12 protein-coding genes are annotated in these 14,389 nt (G+C 36.8%); 8 read left to right on the top strand and 4 right to left on the bottom strand.

The annotated features are described in order from the left end of the window. Positions 1 to 627: 627 nt before the first annotated feature. The 6 genes from KHA93_RS21420 (at position 628) to KHA93_RS21445 (ending at position 7,881) form a co-directional block, all read left to right on the top strand. Positions 628 to 1,215 (top strand): TetR/AcrR family transcriptional regulator, encoded by a 588-nt coding sequence (locus tag KHA93_RS21420; protein WP_213112574.1) that lies wholly within the window; start codon positions 628 to 630, stop codon positions 1,213 to 1,215. Positions 1,216 to 1,241: 26 nt separating this feature from the next. Further along, on the top strand, positions 1,242 to 3,182 hold the full coding sequence (locus KHA93_RS21425; protein WP_213112575.1) for a serine hydrolase domain-containing protein: 1,941 nt from the start codon (positions 1,242 to 1,244) through the stop codon (positions 3,180 to 3,182). 246 nt (positions 3,183 to 3,428) lie between these two features. Continuing rightward, positions 3,429 to 4,493: a serine hydrolase domain-containing protein gene (locus KHA93_RS21430; protein ID WP_233711268.1), complete on the top strand. Its 1,065-nt coding sequence runs from the start codon at positions 3,429 to 3,431 to the stop codon at positions 4,491 to 4,493. Positions 4,494 to 4,634: 141 nt separating this feature from the next. Next, on the top strand, positions 4,635 to 6,512 hold the full coding sequence (locus tag KHA93_RS21435) for a serine hydrolase domain-containing protein (RefSeq protein WP_213112576.1): 1,878 nt from the start codon (positions 4,635 to 4,637) through the stop codon (positions 6,510 to 6,512). Between the two features lie 183 nt (positions 6,513 to 6,695). Further along, complete coding sequence (locus KHA93_RS21440; protein ID WP_213112577.1) at positions 6,696 to 7,055, top strand: YciI family protein; 360 nt, start codon at positions 6,696 to 6,698, stop codon at positions 7,053 to 7,055. A gap of 130 nt (positions 7,056 to 7,185) precedes the next feature. After that, positions 7,186 to 7,881: an SGNH/GDSL hydrolase family protein gene (locus tag KHA93_RS21445; protein WP_213112578.1), complete on the top strand. Its 696-nt coding sequence runs from the start codon at positions 7,186 to 7,188 to the stop codon at positions 7,879 to 7,881. 195 nt (positions 7,882 to 8,076) lie between these two features. On the opposite strand, the gene KHA93_RS21450 is transcribed toward KHA93_RS21445, so the two are convergent. Both KHA93_RS21450 and KHA93_RS21455 read right to left on the bottom strand, forming a co-directional pair. Continuing rightward, entirely contained in the window at positions 8,077 to 8,256 is a 180-nt protein-coding gene (locus tag KHA93_RS21450) for an H-type small acid-soluble spore protein (RefSeq protein ID WP_213112579.1), read from the bottom strand. Positions 8,257 to 8,274: 18 nt separating this feature from the next. Beyond that, positions 8,275 to 8,460 carry an H-type small acid-soluble spore protein gene (locus tag KHA93_RS21455; protein ID WP_213112580.1) on the bottom strand — a complete coding sequence of 62 codons (186 nt, stop codon included), beginning with the start codon at positions 8,458 to 8,460 and terminating at the stop codon, positions 8,275 to 8,277. Between the two features lie 165 nt (positions 8,461 to 8,625). On the opposite strand from KHA93_RS21455, the gene KHA93_RS21460 reads away from it, so the two are divergent. Continuing rightward, positions 8,626 to 9,084, top strand: a complete 459-nt coding sequence (locus tag KHA93_RS21460; protein ID WP_213112581.1) for a YoqH family protein — start codon at positions 8,626 to 8,628, stop codon at positions 9,082 to 9,084. A 41-nt stretch (positions 9,085 to 9,125) separates the two neighbouring features. Here KHA93_RS21460 and KHA93_RS21465 read toward each other — a convergent pair whose 3' ends face one another. Continuing rightward, a complete protein-coding gene (locus KHA93_RS21465) occupies positions 9,126 to 10,664 on the bottom strand; it encodes a solute symporter family protein (RefSeq protein ID WP_213112582.1) in 1,539 nt (512 codons plus the stop codon). Further along, a complete protein-coding gene (locus KHA93_RS21470; RefSeq protein ID WP_213112583.1) occupies positions 10,661 to 11,008 on the bottom strand; it encodes a DUF485 domain-containing protein in 348 nt (115 codons plus the stop codon). The genes KHA93_RS21465 and KHA93_RS21470 overlap by 4 nt, the downstream gene beginning before the upstream one ends. A gap of 373 nt (positions 11,009 to 11,381) precedes the next feature. Between KHA93_RS21470 and KHA93_RS21475 the strand changes: the two genes are divergently transcribed. Next, entirely contained in the window at positions 11,382 to 14,357 is a 2,976-nt protein-coding gene (locus tag KHA93_RS21475) for a chitobiase/beta-hexosaminidase C-terminal domain-containing protein (protein WP_213112584.1), read from the top strand. Positions 14,358 to 14,389: the final 32 nt, after the last annotated feature.

Below are 14,389 nucleotides of genomic sequence, written 5' to 3' on the forward strand. Positions count from 1 at the left end.
ATCAGATGTTCGTTGTCTTTCTCTCTCTACTTGCTTCATCTTTTTTTTCCACTGAATACAGGCCAATCAATTTTGATTTCCCAATGATTTTTTACTGTTTACAAGGGAATTATAGATTGGAACTTTGTGGATAACTTTTATGAAGGTAGTTCCCGTCTAGCTTCAGCGCCTAGCGACTAGCAAACTTTTGGTTTCTTCCTACGATAAGTCAACATCGGTTCGCCAAGGCTTACAGTGTTTCCTTTATCTCGTCAGAACCCTAAAATGTTTGTACGTCGCATAACAGGCGCTTGCGTATTTGTTCTTGCTTGCCCAAGCTTTTCCCCATCATAGGTCTAATCAAGGAGTGTTCGAAAGTAGTTGTTGATGAGGTCTTATTTCAGCGGTAAGTCCTATCTTCACCATGCTTACACAGTGATTAATTGGGTCTTCATTTTCTTTTGTTACTTTATACAGTAATAAAATTTACTCTATATGTCAATAAGCATTTTACGTCAAAGAGTAAAAAAAATTACGATGTATTTTTGGTTGTTTTTTACTAATAGGCTTTACAAAAATTTGGTAATCATTTATGATATGAATCATATGATATGTAACAGGTGATATATATTAAAAGGAGAATCCAAAATGGCACCCAAGAAGAAATTTTCTAAAGAACAAATCATTGATGCAGCATTTGAAATAGCTAAAAAAGAAGGAATGGAAACCATATCAATTCGTAAAGTTGCCGAAAAATTGGGGAGTTCGATTGCTCCGATATATGTGAATTTTAGCGATGTTGATGAGCTCAAGAAGGAGGTTATGAAAAAAATCATTGAATTAAGTAATCAGCTGTTAAGTGAACAAAATTCTGGCCACCCATTTCGCGATATTGGTGTAGCAAGTCTTCGCTTTGCAAGTGAGTACAGTGTTCTATTTCGTGATCTTGTCATGAAGCAAACCGAATACATGGAAAACTATGACGAGGATATAGGTCACGGACTTGTTGAATTAATGAAAGGCGATTCAAACTTGGAAGGATTTTCGGAGGAAGAACTAATGACCATTTTTTTCAAAATGAGGGTGTTCACCGTCGGATTATCTGTTATGGTAGCAAACGGCTTGCTTCCGAAAGAATTTAGTGAAGAACGAGGGATAGAACTTTTAAACAGTACAGCTACCGATGTCATTACTTCTGCTCGCCTAAGTAAAGGAATGGTTGATGAACCACATTAAAAATAACATGAGGGGATAAAACACGTATGAAAATATATAAATGGGTGTTTATTATAAGCTTGTTTACTAGCTTAATGATGGGTTTCAGGCCGTCATCTTTTGCAGCTAGTTCTACAGACTTTACTGATATAGAAACATTTATGGATAAAGTAGTTCAGGAAAAGATGGAAGAATCTCATATTCCAAATGCAACGATTTCGGTTGTATCAGATGGTGAGGTTATTTTTGAAAAAGGATACGGTTATGCAAATATAGATGAAAAAAAAGAAGTTGATGCTAAGAATACGATGTTTAGGATTGGCTCCGCTTCAAAGCTTTTTACATGGACAGCAATCATGCAGCTTGTCGAACAAGGAAAGCTTGATTTAAGTACTGATATTAATCAATATTTAGATTTTGAGATTCCTGCCAAACTTGCAAGAGGTTCCAATAATGCTGAACCAGAACCAATTACCCTTACACATTTAATGACCCATACACCTGGGTTCGAAGATTACGCGGATTCCATTTTTAGACTTTCTTCTGATAAAGCACTTCCGCTTGATCAATATGTACGTCAGTATTTACCTGCCAGAGTATTTCCAGCGGGTGAGGTTGTGGCATACTCGAATTATGGAACCGCTTTGGCCGGTTATATCGTTGAACAAGTTTCAGGAGTGCCTTTTTCAGAATATGTAGAACAGAATATATATAAGCCCCTTGAAATGGGGCATAGTACCTTCCGCCAGCCATTACCAGCGGAGTTGTCCAATAATTTGGCACATGGCTATCGATATGTTAATGGAGAATTTCATGAGGGGAAATTCGAATATGTTCCAGAGGCAGCTGGAAGTATGAGTAGTACTGCATCAGATATGGCAAAGTTTATGAATGCTTATCTAAAATCTGGAAATTTGAATGGGAATAGAATCCTTAAAGAGGAAACGGTTCAGAAAATGTTTCAGCAACAATTTTCGCATCATCCTAGTTTAGATGGGATGGCACTAGGTTTTATTGAAAAAACAGCTAATGGACAACGGATTCTTTTCCATGGTGGAAGCACCACACTTTTTGATTCAGGATTGTATTTAATACCAGAAAAAAATCTAGGATTTTTCATTTCATATACTGGAAATAATTTTTTAACTCACACAGAAATTTTTCAGGAATTACTAGATCACTATTTTCCAACAACAGCAACATTTACTTCTTCCATCCCGGAGGGTGCTAAGGAACGTGCTGAACAATATGCCGGTGAGTATCATCAAAACCGCAGAAGCTTTACGACTTCCGAAAGCTTAGTAAGCTTGACGATGGGATTGATTCAAGTTGGTGTGGATGAAGATGGTTATTTAGAAGTTACTCTTAATGGAGAAAAAAATCGTTTTGTAGAAACAGAACCAGGTATTTATCACAATCTCCGTGAAGGTAGATCTCCAGATGCATATGGAGAATTCCGAACTATAGCCTTTAACAAGGATCCATTTGGTAATACTATGCTTGCGACTGATGGACCAATGACGTATTCAAAAGCATCTTGGTATTCTTCTAGTGGTTTTACATTTCTATCAATTATTATAGTTGTTCTGTTATTTTTAGGGAGTCTAATGTATTGGGGATTAAGAGGTCTTATTCGTTTCGTCAAACATAGAAAAACTCAATATTCCAAAGCGGCGCTTACTGCAAAATGGGTTGCAATATCGTACGGTATTTTAACGATAGGTTTAATAATTGGAGTAGGCTCAGCAGGTGCGTTGGATCCGGTATATGGATTGCCAAAAGCAGCCTTAGGGATGCTGCCTCCATGGAGCCCTATTACTGACTTAATCCCAGTAGCGATGTCCATTTTAGGTATAGCAATGCTTGTATTTGCAATAATCTTATGGTGGAAAAAGCAGTGGAGAGTAAGAGGGCGTGTTCATTATACTCTTTTGACGATTGTAACGTTGAATCTTTTATGGATATTCGGATATTGGAATTTGTATTGATGTAGTAATTTGAAATGATCCAGATTTGAGCTTCCAAAAATAATTCATTATATTCAATGGGCGCTGGTTCGAAACCAGTCGCCCAAAACCACAAAAGCAACTCAAGGGCCTTGAAGCTTAAATAGGATTGTGATGTCAAACAACTAGCTAAAGATATCAATATAGAACTTGCCACGAAAAGGGAAGAAATAACTAAGTGAGATAATTAAAGAAAATCTATAGGAGGGGTTCCAAATCTTAAAGACATTGGAGAAGTCTTTTGTTGATCAGTCGTTATTGAATCAAACAGTTAAGCAAATGGTGAAAGAGAAAAACAATTTCGGTGCTGTGTTATGTGTGGAACATGAAAATAATTTTTCATGGGTTGGTTCAGCAGGAAACCTTAACGTTGATGATCAGTTTTTTATTACCAGTGTCACGAAATTATTTGTTACAGCCGTCATTTTAAAATTAAGAGCAGAAAAGAAGTTACAATTGGAGGATAACATATCCATTCATCTTTCCAATGACATAATGAATGGATTACACGTATTAAATAGCGTGGACTATTCAAATGAAATCACCATTCAACATCTTATTTCCAACACCTCAGGTATTGCGGACTATTTTTTTCAAAAGCAAGCTAATGGTAAATCAGGAGGTTCAGATCTCTTTAATGGTCAGGATGAAGCATGGCCATTAGAGAAGACGCTAGAAAGCATTAAGCAAATCAAACCACAATTTAAACCTGGTCAAAAAGCTAGCTATTGCGGTACAAACTATCAACTTTTAGGAAGAATCATAGAAAATATTACAGGAATGAGTATCAAGGAAGTCTTTCAATCTTATATTTTTAATGAACTTAACTTGTCCAAAACATATGTTTATGAAAATGAACATGATACGAGACCCGTTTCGCTCTACTACAAATCTCAGCATTTTCATGCTCCTAAATTCATCTCATGTCCTTCTTTTACTCCTGAAGGGGGCATTGTCTCCACAGCTCAAGAAATGATGACTTTTCTTAAGGCTTTTTTCAATGGCCGTTTATTTCAAAAAGAGGAAATCGAGACTTTAAAAAAATGGAACTTTATTTTCCGTCCATCACAATTCTACTATGGGATTGGCCTAGAGAAGTTATGGGTTCCTAGAATTGTATCTCCATTTAAACCTATTGGGGACATCCTTGGTTTTTGGGGGCAATCAGGTGCTTTTGCATTCTGTTACCCTGAACGGGACCTATACTTTACAGGTACCGTTAACCAAGCCAGTGGGAAGTCCCACAACTTGGCTTATAACGCTATGATTAAGATTATCAAAGCAGTAGGTTAAAACTGTCTACAGATACTGGAATTTAGATTGAAAGATTAAAAACCTTAGAGAAATGATTATTCTTTGAGGTTTTTTTAGTTATATACAATATGATGTATATAAACGTAACTTTATTCTGTTTAAGGGAGGGGTGGGATTTAATTGTTTGAAAAGATTTTGATTGTAATCATCGTGCTTGGCGTACTCACGTTTCCGTTGCATATATCAGCCGCAGAAGATACTACCCCTTCAGGAATTTCTTTAACTAACTTAGAAGCTTTCGTTGACGATTATGCGGAGGATTATATTGGGAAAACGACAGCTGGAGCATCGATTGCCGTATTGAAAAATAATGAAATAGTTTTGTCCAAGGGATACGGATTTGCTGATATTGAGAAGGAACAACCAATGAATCCATCGACAACCGTGTTAGAGTGGGGGTCGATTACGAAGCTTTTTGTTTGGGTATCCGTCATGCAACTAGTGGAAGAAAATGAGCTTGATTTGCATGCAAATATTTCAGATTATTTGCCAGATGGTTTCCTGCTTAATCTGAAATATGATGCCCCCATTACGATGCTCGATTTAATGAATCATCAAGCTGGATTTGAGGATTATGTGTTTGATTTAGGATATCCCAATCCTAAAGATGTGAGATCCTTGGAAGAAGGATTAAAAATAGCTGAACCAAAACAAGTGTATAAACCAGGCGAAGTTGTATCTTATTCCAATTATTCAACTTCTCTAGCAGCATTGATTGTTGAAAACATTACAGGGGAACAATTTTATGATTATGTTTCGAACCATATTTTAAAAAGGCTTGAAATGAATCATTCTTCTATTCATCCTACACTTCATGATCATCAAAATTTAGTGGAAAATAAAGCAACAGGATACAAACTAGTTAAACCTGCAACGTTTGAAGCATCGAGTTGGTTTTATATGTCCATGTATCCAAGTGGTGGTTTGAATGGGACGGCAGAGGACTTGGCGAAATTTGCAGCGGCCTTAATGCCAAAAGAAGGAGAAACTTCACCATTATTTAAGAGCAATGATACGTTGGTAGAGATGTTGTCACAAAGCTATTCACCCCATCAAAACATGATGGATATTGCCCATGGTTTTTGGGAATATGATGGTGTATCGAGAGGATTAACGCATGGAGGAAATACCGCTTCCTTTTCAAGCAATTTTCAAATTGTCCCAGAAGAACAATTTGCTGTAATAGTGTTAACAAACCAAGCTTCCGAAGTTGAGATGAGTTACGGTTTAATCAAAGAACTAGTCGGACTAGGTGAAATCACACCAACTGTTGAAAAAATGCCAGACTCAAAGGAACTTGAAGGTACTTATATTACTGCTCGCAGGATGCATAATGGCTTTTTGAATCTTTATTACTATTTGATCCCTTACAAAATTACAGTAGAAAGTGAAAATAAGATAAAAGTAAGTATTGCAGGGCAATCAGCCCAGTACCTTCAAACTAGTCCCTATCTTTATAGACTCATAGACGGACATTCGTTATTTGAAGCAAATCATATGATGTATTTTCATGTAGAAAATGGAAAGGTCCAGCAGGTCTCTACAGCGATCTCAGATTATATGCCATTACCAAAAGGAAAGGGAACCCTGATACTTATTTTCCACTTGGTACTTGCCATAGTTTGTATCGGATACTTACTTGTTTCACTCATCGTATTGCTAATTCATAATCTTAAAATGAGGAAAAAAGAGAGAAAAGCTTCATCAACAACTAGAGGAAATTTCACACTGCATCTTGCTGGTGTAGCTATGATCATTAATATATTTATATTGATTTATAGATTACTGTCTAATAGCTATCGTGCCTATTCGGAGCTTGTTATTCATATTATATTTAACTACTTGTTCACAGCGATTGCGATCTTTTCAATCATTTGGATGATCATCAAATGGCGGAAGTCTAACTTAATAAAAATACAAAAATACTTCTATTCATTTTCTATAGTGAGTGTCATCATTTTCATTTATTTACTCGTAACTTGGCAATTTTTTGCCTAGAAACCTTTGATAATGAGTTGGCAATAGGTTAATAGAATTTATATTGATGGATTTAAACCTTGAAGGATAAATAGTTCCTTCAGGGTTTTTCTATTCTCAAATTTCAAGTGATTGTAAAGTACTGGGAACTAATGTATGGTTTGATTGTAAAGATAATTCAAATAATAATGGAGGGTAATGAAAATGAGATTTTTGATTTTGTTAGCTCCAGGTCAAAATTGGAGAGAGGATGTCATTTTTCATAATCAACCTTTTATGCCAGAACACGCGGTATATGTTCAAGAAGCTTTTAATCATGGAAAGGTTATTTTAGCAGGTCCATACGCTGATCTAACTGGTGGAGCAATTGTCATTGATGCTGAAAATGAAGATGAGATACAAACTTTTATTGAACATGATCCTACAGTCAAAAATAGAATTTTTACGTATCAAATAAAACGTTGGGGAGAAGGTATGAGCAAATTTGAAAATATCAGTCCTAATTTTGACCAAGGATATATTGACTATAAACATAAAGTGCAGAAAGAGTTGAAAATTATATGAATTCAATAACATTTAGAAAAGGAAGCTTTTGAGAAATTGACAAATACGTAAGAATTACGTTCATTGAAACTACTTCTTACACATACAAAATATTTTTCTAGGAGCAGTGAGATAATCAAGGAGGATCACAATGAAAATTGCACTTATTGGAGATAGTTTAACAGAAGGAAGGCCCGGAGTATCATTTGCCCATATTCTCCAACAAAAATATGAAAATATGACATTTAAAAATCTTGGAAAACCAGGAGAAACGGTTAAAAGCTTGTATAAAAGACTAACTGAGACAGAGATAGAAGAGACATATGACCTGACTTTTCTATGGATTGGAGTAAATGATGTTTTTTCAAAATTGCTAAAAGTTCAAGCTCAGCCAGTCGTCGAAAATAATGAAGAATTTCAAGATTGCTATGAGAATGTTCTAGAATTAGTACTTAATTTTTCGAAACAGGTAGTTGTCGTATCACCTGCGCTAGTAGGAGAAAATCCAAGGAGTACCACTAATAATAAATTGAAAGAGTTGACAGATATTATTAAAACTTTAGCAAGAAAGCATTCCAATGTCACGTTCTTGAATATGCAATCCATATTTTTAATGGAACTCGATACAGTTGAAAGTTCGGACTACATTGGTACGAGTGTGATGAAAATGATGGTTGAAACTCTTTTTTATAAATCACACTCCAAGATTGATGATTTATCTGAAAAGCGAGGATTGCACTTTACATTGGATGGGGTTCATTTCAATAGTACAGGAGCTAATATAGTAGCAGATGAGTATTCATCAATCATAGAAGTTACATCAAAGAATCTAGTTGAAGGGAAATGATGACGGAAGCATTTAAGGTAAGTAGGCAGTCAATGATAAGATAATACAAGAGGAGTATGGAGAGAACCGTTTCCACATTAAGATTTTATTGTGACGTGGTATTTCTTTTTTGAAGTAAAACTACTTACACGGGGTGTTCCATCATTTAATCATTTATGAGCAGAGGACCTATATGCCCCTGCTCATTTGCTATCCTTATTTTTCTAACAAATTAGTCACTAACACATCAAACTCATTTCCTGGATCATCCAAGTGAAAAACGCGCGCTGTATCGTTTTGATTATCGACACGCTGAATATAAACTGATTTTCCATTATAAGTCACATGTTTCATATCAGGTGATTCCGCGATCTCAGCTGCTCTTTGCTTGTTCATTTATGTAACCTCCTTTTTTTATGGACCTAATTCAACTAAACCTTCTATATCTACAACCTGTTTATTTTCCATTTCATCAAGAGGAAAAATCGTTACAGTATTATTTTGAGTATTAACTTCTTGGAGATAAACGGGTATTCCACGATAATTTACATTGGTCATCGTTGGTGAATTAATAATTTCTTGAACTCGTTTAATGTCCAAATTCCATACCTCCTTTCAAGTAATATTTTTACTAAATCCGTTTTATTTATACTTTGTCCCAGATGGAAAAGACAATTGAACGAATCTTAACTCATATTCTCTTCATTATTTTTAAAATAAAAATCCCTACAATAGAGAAACTAACGAAAAACAATGGAGGCAGCCATGAAACATATTCTTTTCGTTACTTTTCTTTTTGCTATTTTTGGAAGTTTTGCTACTATTGTCGAAGCGACTACAGCCCCTATATTACCATGCAGTTTAGTATTGGAACCGGTACACAAACAGGATCGCAACGCCAAAGGAGTAGCACTTCTCTATAAAGTTAAATTGACACCGAGTTTTCCACGAACGAGCATCAGCGTCCATGCCCTCCATTTACCAGAGCCATCATCATTCGGAAAGTATGATACGTACGAAGGATTTGCTTTTATCAAAAATGAAATAAGTTGGCGTTTCAAGCTTTATCCAACACCGGAACTTGATAGTCCAACTTGGGCAGGGAGATTTGACGATATTACAGCCATCATGAAAGGTGCGGAAGTACAAGTAAGACCTTCTAACTCCAAAATAGAAAAATTAGGACCACCCATTTTAAGTAATCCAATAAATAAATGTAAGTAAAAATTGGCTGCTGATCCTTGCTTTCAGCAGCCAATAGATTTTTAACTGATATGATTGCGATAACCAGTGTTTGCTTTTACTTTTACTTCTGCATAACGTTTTGCATCCTGACTACTAGATAAAAGGGTTCCGATTGCTCCTCCAATGAAGCCGATTGGAACTGAAAGTAGTGCAGGGTTCGTCAATGGGAAAATCGGATCTCCTGTGAAAAAGGCAGCACCCTCTACCTGGGAAATCACATTAGGACTAATGGCAACAAGAATGAGAGATGACAGTAATCCTGCTAACATTCCGGTCATCGCACCGGTTGTGTTAAAGCGCTTCCAATAAATTGTGTAAATAATGACAGGAAGGTTCGCGCTTGCGGCAACACAAAAAGCTAATGAAACGAGAAAGGCCACGTTTAAATTTTGGGCAAATAATGCGAGCAAAATAGATAGAACGGAAACACCGAGTGCAGCATATTTAGCAGCCTTCATTTGTTGCTTCTCGGATGCTTTTCCTTTTTTGATGATTTGGCCATAAATATCATGTGCGAAAGCGGAAGCCCCAGATAATACAAGTCCTGCCACAACAGCTAGAATGGTGGCAAAAGCAACCGCTGAGACAAAGGACATTAACACATCACCGCCAAGTACTTGTGCAAGGAGCGGTGCAGCCATATTTCCTGCAGCATTACTGCTTTTAATCGATTCAGCGCCAACAAAAGCGGCAGCACCAAATCCAAGGAATATCGTCATCACGTAAAAAATACCAACAATCCAAGTTGCCCATATAACGGAACTACGAGCTGTTTTTGCATCTTTTACAGTGAAAAATCTCATCAAAATATGAGGTAAACCCGCTGTACCAAGAAGAAGTGCAATCATAAGTGAAATGGTATCCAATGGGACTGTATATTTAACTCCTGGATTTAAATAAGCTTCTCCTAAGGGAGTTGCGTTTTTCATCGTGCTGAACATTTCTAAAATATTAAAATGAAAGCGTGAAAGGACTAAAAATGAAATAATAATCGTACCGAGCATCAGTAAAACAGCTTTAATAATTTGTACCCAGCTCGTTGCTGTCATCCCGCCGAACATGACATAAATCGTCATCATGACGCCGACGATTAAAACGGCGATCCAGTAATCAATTTTAAATAATAATTGAATTAGGGCACCTGCTCCAACTAATTGCGCAATCATATAAAAAATAACAATTGTAACCGTATTCAATGCGGCGGTTGCCCTTACTTTTTTTGCATCAAAACGTGAATTAATCATATCGGCAAGCGTGTACTTGCCAAGATTACGAAGTGGCTCAGCAACAATGAACATGACGACGAGATAAGCAACAAGATAACCAATACTAAATAAAAAGCCGTCAAATCCAGTGAGTGCTATCGCTCCAGCAATTCCTAGAAAAGATGCTGCTGATAAATAGTCACCCGCGATTGCTAGTCCATTTTGATACCCCTTTAAACCACCACCTGCTGTATAAAATTCATTCGCAGTATTTGTTCTTTTTGCGGCGTAGTACGTTATCCAAAGTGTCATGGCAACAATGATTAGAAATAAGACTATGACTGTTGGATTCATTGTGCTTTCCTCCCCTCATTTGTTTCTTCCCACACTTCCTCAACCATGCTGTCGAATTTTACAGCCTTTTTCATGTAAATAGTAGCTAAGGTCCAAGTCATCACAAATAGAAGCAACGCATAAATCCATGCCCAAGAAATATCCCCGATTGCCGGTCTGTCCATAATATCGGTATAGGAAATCAGTATGGGAAAGAGTAAATAGAATGTAATGAAAAGTATGATGGATGGAACTAGAAATTTCCTTTTCGCCTTTAGTAATTCTTGAAACGGAGCACTCCTTTCAATCATTTCAAAGTCTTCCACTTTCTTCGGTTTATTTCCTTCAAAAGATTTGCTGGCCATTTTTGCATCCTCCTTTTTTCGGGTATTTCAAAATAATGTAAATACAACTAAAACTTAATGGTTGTGATTGTGACTGTCAATTTGATTTTAAAAATTGGTGCTTTAGTCATTTGGCGGTACAAATCTTAAATATTGTAAAATGTATCATCAATCTTTGATTGACAATAAACATCAGCATATTAGTAAGTAAATCTCTTTAGGAAAAAGGATCAGTAAGTAATAGTTCGAAAGTTCTGATTGATAGGAATCATCAAATAATGATCCTGTAACACGATTTTCATATGTTATAATCCAGATTAGTAGATTCACATTTTTTAATATTGTAAGCGCTTAATTTTCTATACATAAAAATTATTGAAAAGGTGGAATAGTGATGGGGAAATATGCAAAAGTATTTTCAGTTGTCGTTATCATGGCTATGATGCTAACACTTTTGCCGAATCAACAGTATGCAAAAATTCCTGATGACGCAATCTTATTTCAAGACTTTGAAGGAGCTGATGCGATGTTTACAGCAGCTCAAGGTGCAACTGGTGCGTTATCTACAAACGAGGTGTATGAAGGAAGGCAATCCCTTAAGTATGAAGTACTATCTAGCGGGGACCCAAGTGTAAGCAAAGCGAGTATTAGTATCAAATCAAAAGGGCAACCAGTTGATGCGACTGGTATGGAGTATTTTGTATTTTACATTAAAGATACACAAGGGAATAATACGATAAAAATTTCCTTAACCGATAGTAGTGGAAAATCGACAGACTTAGGCTGGAAGGCGATGAGTACGAAGAAAAATGAGTGGGTACGATATGAAGTGCCGATGAGTAGTTTTTCAGGAATCGATTTTTCGAAGATTAGTGAAGTCAGAATAGGGCAATGGAATGAAGGTATCTACTATATTGACCAACTATTTTTTGCGAAAAATCTTCCACCAATTCCGCCAGATCAACCGACGGCTTATCATCCATCAGGGGAATACGATAATTTTGTCGTTGTTGAACTGCGTACGTATTCCGTTGGTGCAGACATTTATTATTCAACAGATGGAACCGTTCCAACTAAAGAGTCTTCACTTTATAAAGGTCCTTTAAGACTGGAGTCCAGTACGAACCTTAAAGCCGTAGCGTACAACCCGAAAGGCGATATTTATAGTGAAGTAAGCACGTTTGAATATATCATTCACCAGAAAGCAGATTTGGCTAAAACGAAAGCATCCCCAGCCGCGGGAACGTATGCGGTGGTCCAATCCATTGAGCTTTCTGCTTCCGAGGGTGCAACGATTTATTATACGACGGATGGGAAAAATCCTACTACTTCGTCAAAAAAATATTCACAACCAATAAAAGTTTCCAAAGATACGGTAATAAAAGCGATTGCCATAAAGGGGCAAGTTCAAAGTGAAATCGCTGTTCATGAATATAAGATCGATAAAAATCCGACTCCGTTTTTAAAAGCAGATGGAAAGAAAATGCGTAGTGATTATGGTTCAGGAGATGAAGTGCTTCTCCGCGGTACGAACGCAGGTGGCTGGTTAGTTATGGAAAGTTGGATGTCACCAACGAATTCACCAGATCAGAAAACAACAATCAAAACATTGACGGATCGATTTGGAGAAAAGACTGCTTGGGAGCTTATCAATCTGTACCAAGACAATTATTGGACAGGAGCCGATTTTGATAATATCAAGCAGGATGGAATGAATGTCGTTCGCTTACCATTTTCATACTTTGAAATGCTTAACGATGATGGCAGCTTAAAGGCTACAGCTTTTGAACGAATGGATTGGTTTATTGAAGAAGCTGCTAAAAGAGAGTTGTATGTCATTTTAGACATGCATGGAGCCCCTGGTTCTCAAAATGGTAAAGACCATTCAGGAGATACGACCCGCCCAGATAAGGGCAGCTTGTTTGGAAATAAAGAAAATATGGACAAAACCGTCTTCCTTTGGGAACAAATAGCGGAAAGATATAAGGACGAAAAATGGCTGGCGGGTTATGACTTGTTAAATGAGCCAGGCGGCGCTACTGGAATTGAGCAATTTGATTTTTATGATCAGCTCTATAAAGCTGTGAGAGCGAAAGATAAAAATCATATGATGTTTATTGAAGCGATATGGGAACCGTATCATTTGCCAAAGCCTGACTTATACGGTTGGGAAAATGTTGTATATTCCTATCATTTTTATGGCTGGGATAATATAGATAGTTTCCCTTCGCAAAAGAGATTTACAGATTCGAAAATTCCTATGGTCAATGAGATGACAAATTATAATGTTCCTTTGTTGGTTGGGGAATTTACGTTGTTTAATAATCTACAAAGCTGGGATTATGCTCTGAAAGTTTACGAGGAACAAGGTTGGAGTTTTACAACTTGGTCTTATAAGGTTACGGGAGATGGTAGTAGTTGGGGGATGTATACTGGAAATCCTTCAAAAGTAAATATTCAAAGAGACAGCGAAGAGGAAATCCGTAGTAAATGGAGTCAAGTTGGGACAGATACTTCTTTTAAGCGGAACGATTATTTTGTAGATACAATCCGTAATTACGCAAATCCAGATTTTAGAAACTCTGATGTAAGAACATGGGTTGCGAATTTTGAAGGACTTGATGAAGGTGCTACATTTGAAACGGGAAGCCTGGCAACTGCGTCATTGGATTTTGAGAATAAAGCTAATGGCGATGCCTCGCTTAAATTGATCGTAGATAACAAGGGAAATAAAGATGTCAATCAGCAATACGTAAGTATAAAGGCTTCTGTTAATTTAGCTGATGAAACAAACGACTATCCAAAATATCTTCTATTCGATGTATTTAATGCAACTGGAAAAGAGAACAATGTAACGGTGACATTGATTGATAAAGACGGAAAGAAAGCTACCGCGAAAACCCATGCTGCTACAAAAGCGTTGACGAATGCATGGTCCAGAGTTCCCTTGTTATTAAAATCAATTAGTGGTGATATTGACAAGTCATCGATTGTTGAAATACGTCTAGCGATGGAAGATCCCGGGACATACAATTTCGATAACATTTTCGTAGGTCAGTCCTTTTCGAATGATTTGCCGGCGGAATTAGACCTTCATGCAGTAAGGAGTTTGGTGGAAAAAGCTGATATCCAACCTGCAGGAATACGGAATGCGTTGCTCGTACAGTTAGATAATGCTGAGCGGGACTTTGAAAAGGCAAATGCTTTTACGCGAGAAGGGAAAGAAAAACAGGCCGAGCAAGCCAGAAAAAATGGTTACAAAACTCTTGAAAGTCTAATAGATTTTGTATCCAAACATTCGGGCAAGCATATTCGTGAAGAAGATGCCGAAAAAATCATTTGGGCACTAGAACATGGGTATTTTTATTAAGAAACTCGTGCTGCTACTTAAAGCGTTTGAAT

The sequence above is a fragment of the Lederbergia citrisecunda genome (assembly GCF_018343695.1).
GTDB classification, from domain to species: Bacteria; Bacillota; Bacilli; order Bacillales; family Bacillaceae_C; genus Lederbergia; species Lederbergia citrisecunda.

Excerpts from the sequence above, each read along its gene's own strand:
- KHA93_RS21475 (WP_213112584.1), top strand. The coding sequence starts at position 11,382 with ATGGGGAAATATGCAAAAGTATTTTCAGTTGTCGTTATCATGGCTATG.
- KHA93_RS21420 (WP_213112574.1), top strand. The coding sequence starts at position 628 with ATGGCACCCAAGAAGAAATTTTCTAAAGAACAAATCATTGATGCAGCA.
- KHA93_RS21445 (WP_213112578.1), top strand. The coding sequence starts at position 7,186 with ATGAAAATTGCACTTATTGGAGATAGTTTAACAGAAGGAAGGCCCGGA.
- KHA93_RS21440 (WP_213112577.1), top strand. The coding sequence starts at position 6,696 with ATGAGATTTTTGATTTTGTTAGCTCCAGGTCAAAATTGGAGAGAGGAT.
- KHA93_RS21470 (WP_213112583.1), bottom strand. The coding sequence starts at position 11,008 with ATGGCCAGCAAATCTTTTGAAGGAAATAAACCGAAGAAAGTGGAAGAC.
- KHA93_RS21460 (WP_213112581.1), top strand. The coding sequence starts at position 8,626 with ATGAAACATATTCTTTTCGTTACTTTTCTTTTTGCTATTTTTGGAAGT.
- KHA93_RS21425 (WP_213112575.1), top strand. The coding sequence starts at position 1,242 with ATGAAAATATATAAATGGGTGTTTATTATAAGCTTGTTTACTAGCTTA.
- KHA93_RS21465 (WP_213112582.1), bottom strand. The coding sequence starts at position 10,664 with ATGAATCCAACAGTCATAGTCTTATTTCTAATCATTGTTGCCATGACA.
- KHA93_RS21450 (WP_213112579.1), bottom strand. The coding sequence starts at position 8,256 with ATGAACAAGCAAAGAGCAGCTGAGATCGCGGAATCACCTGATATGAAA.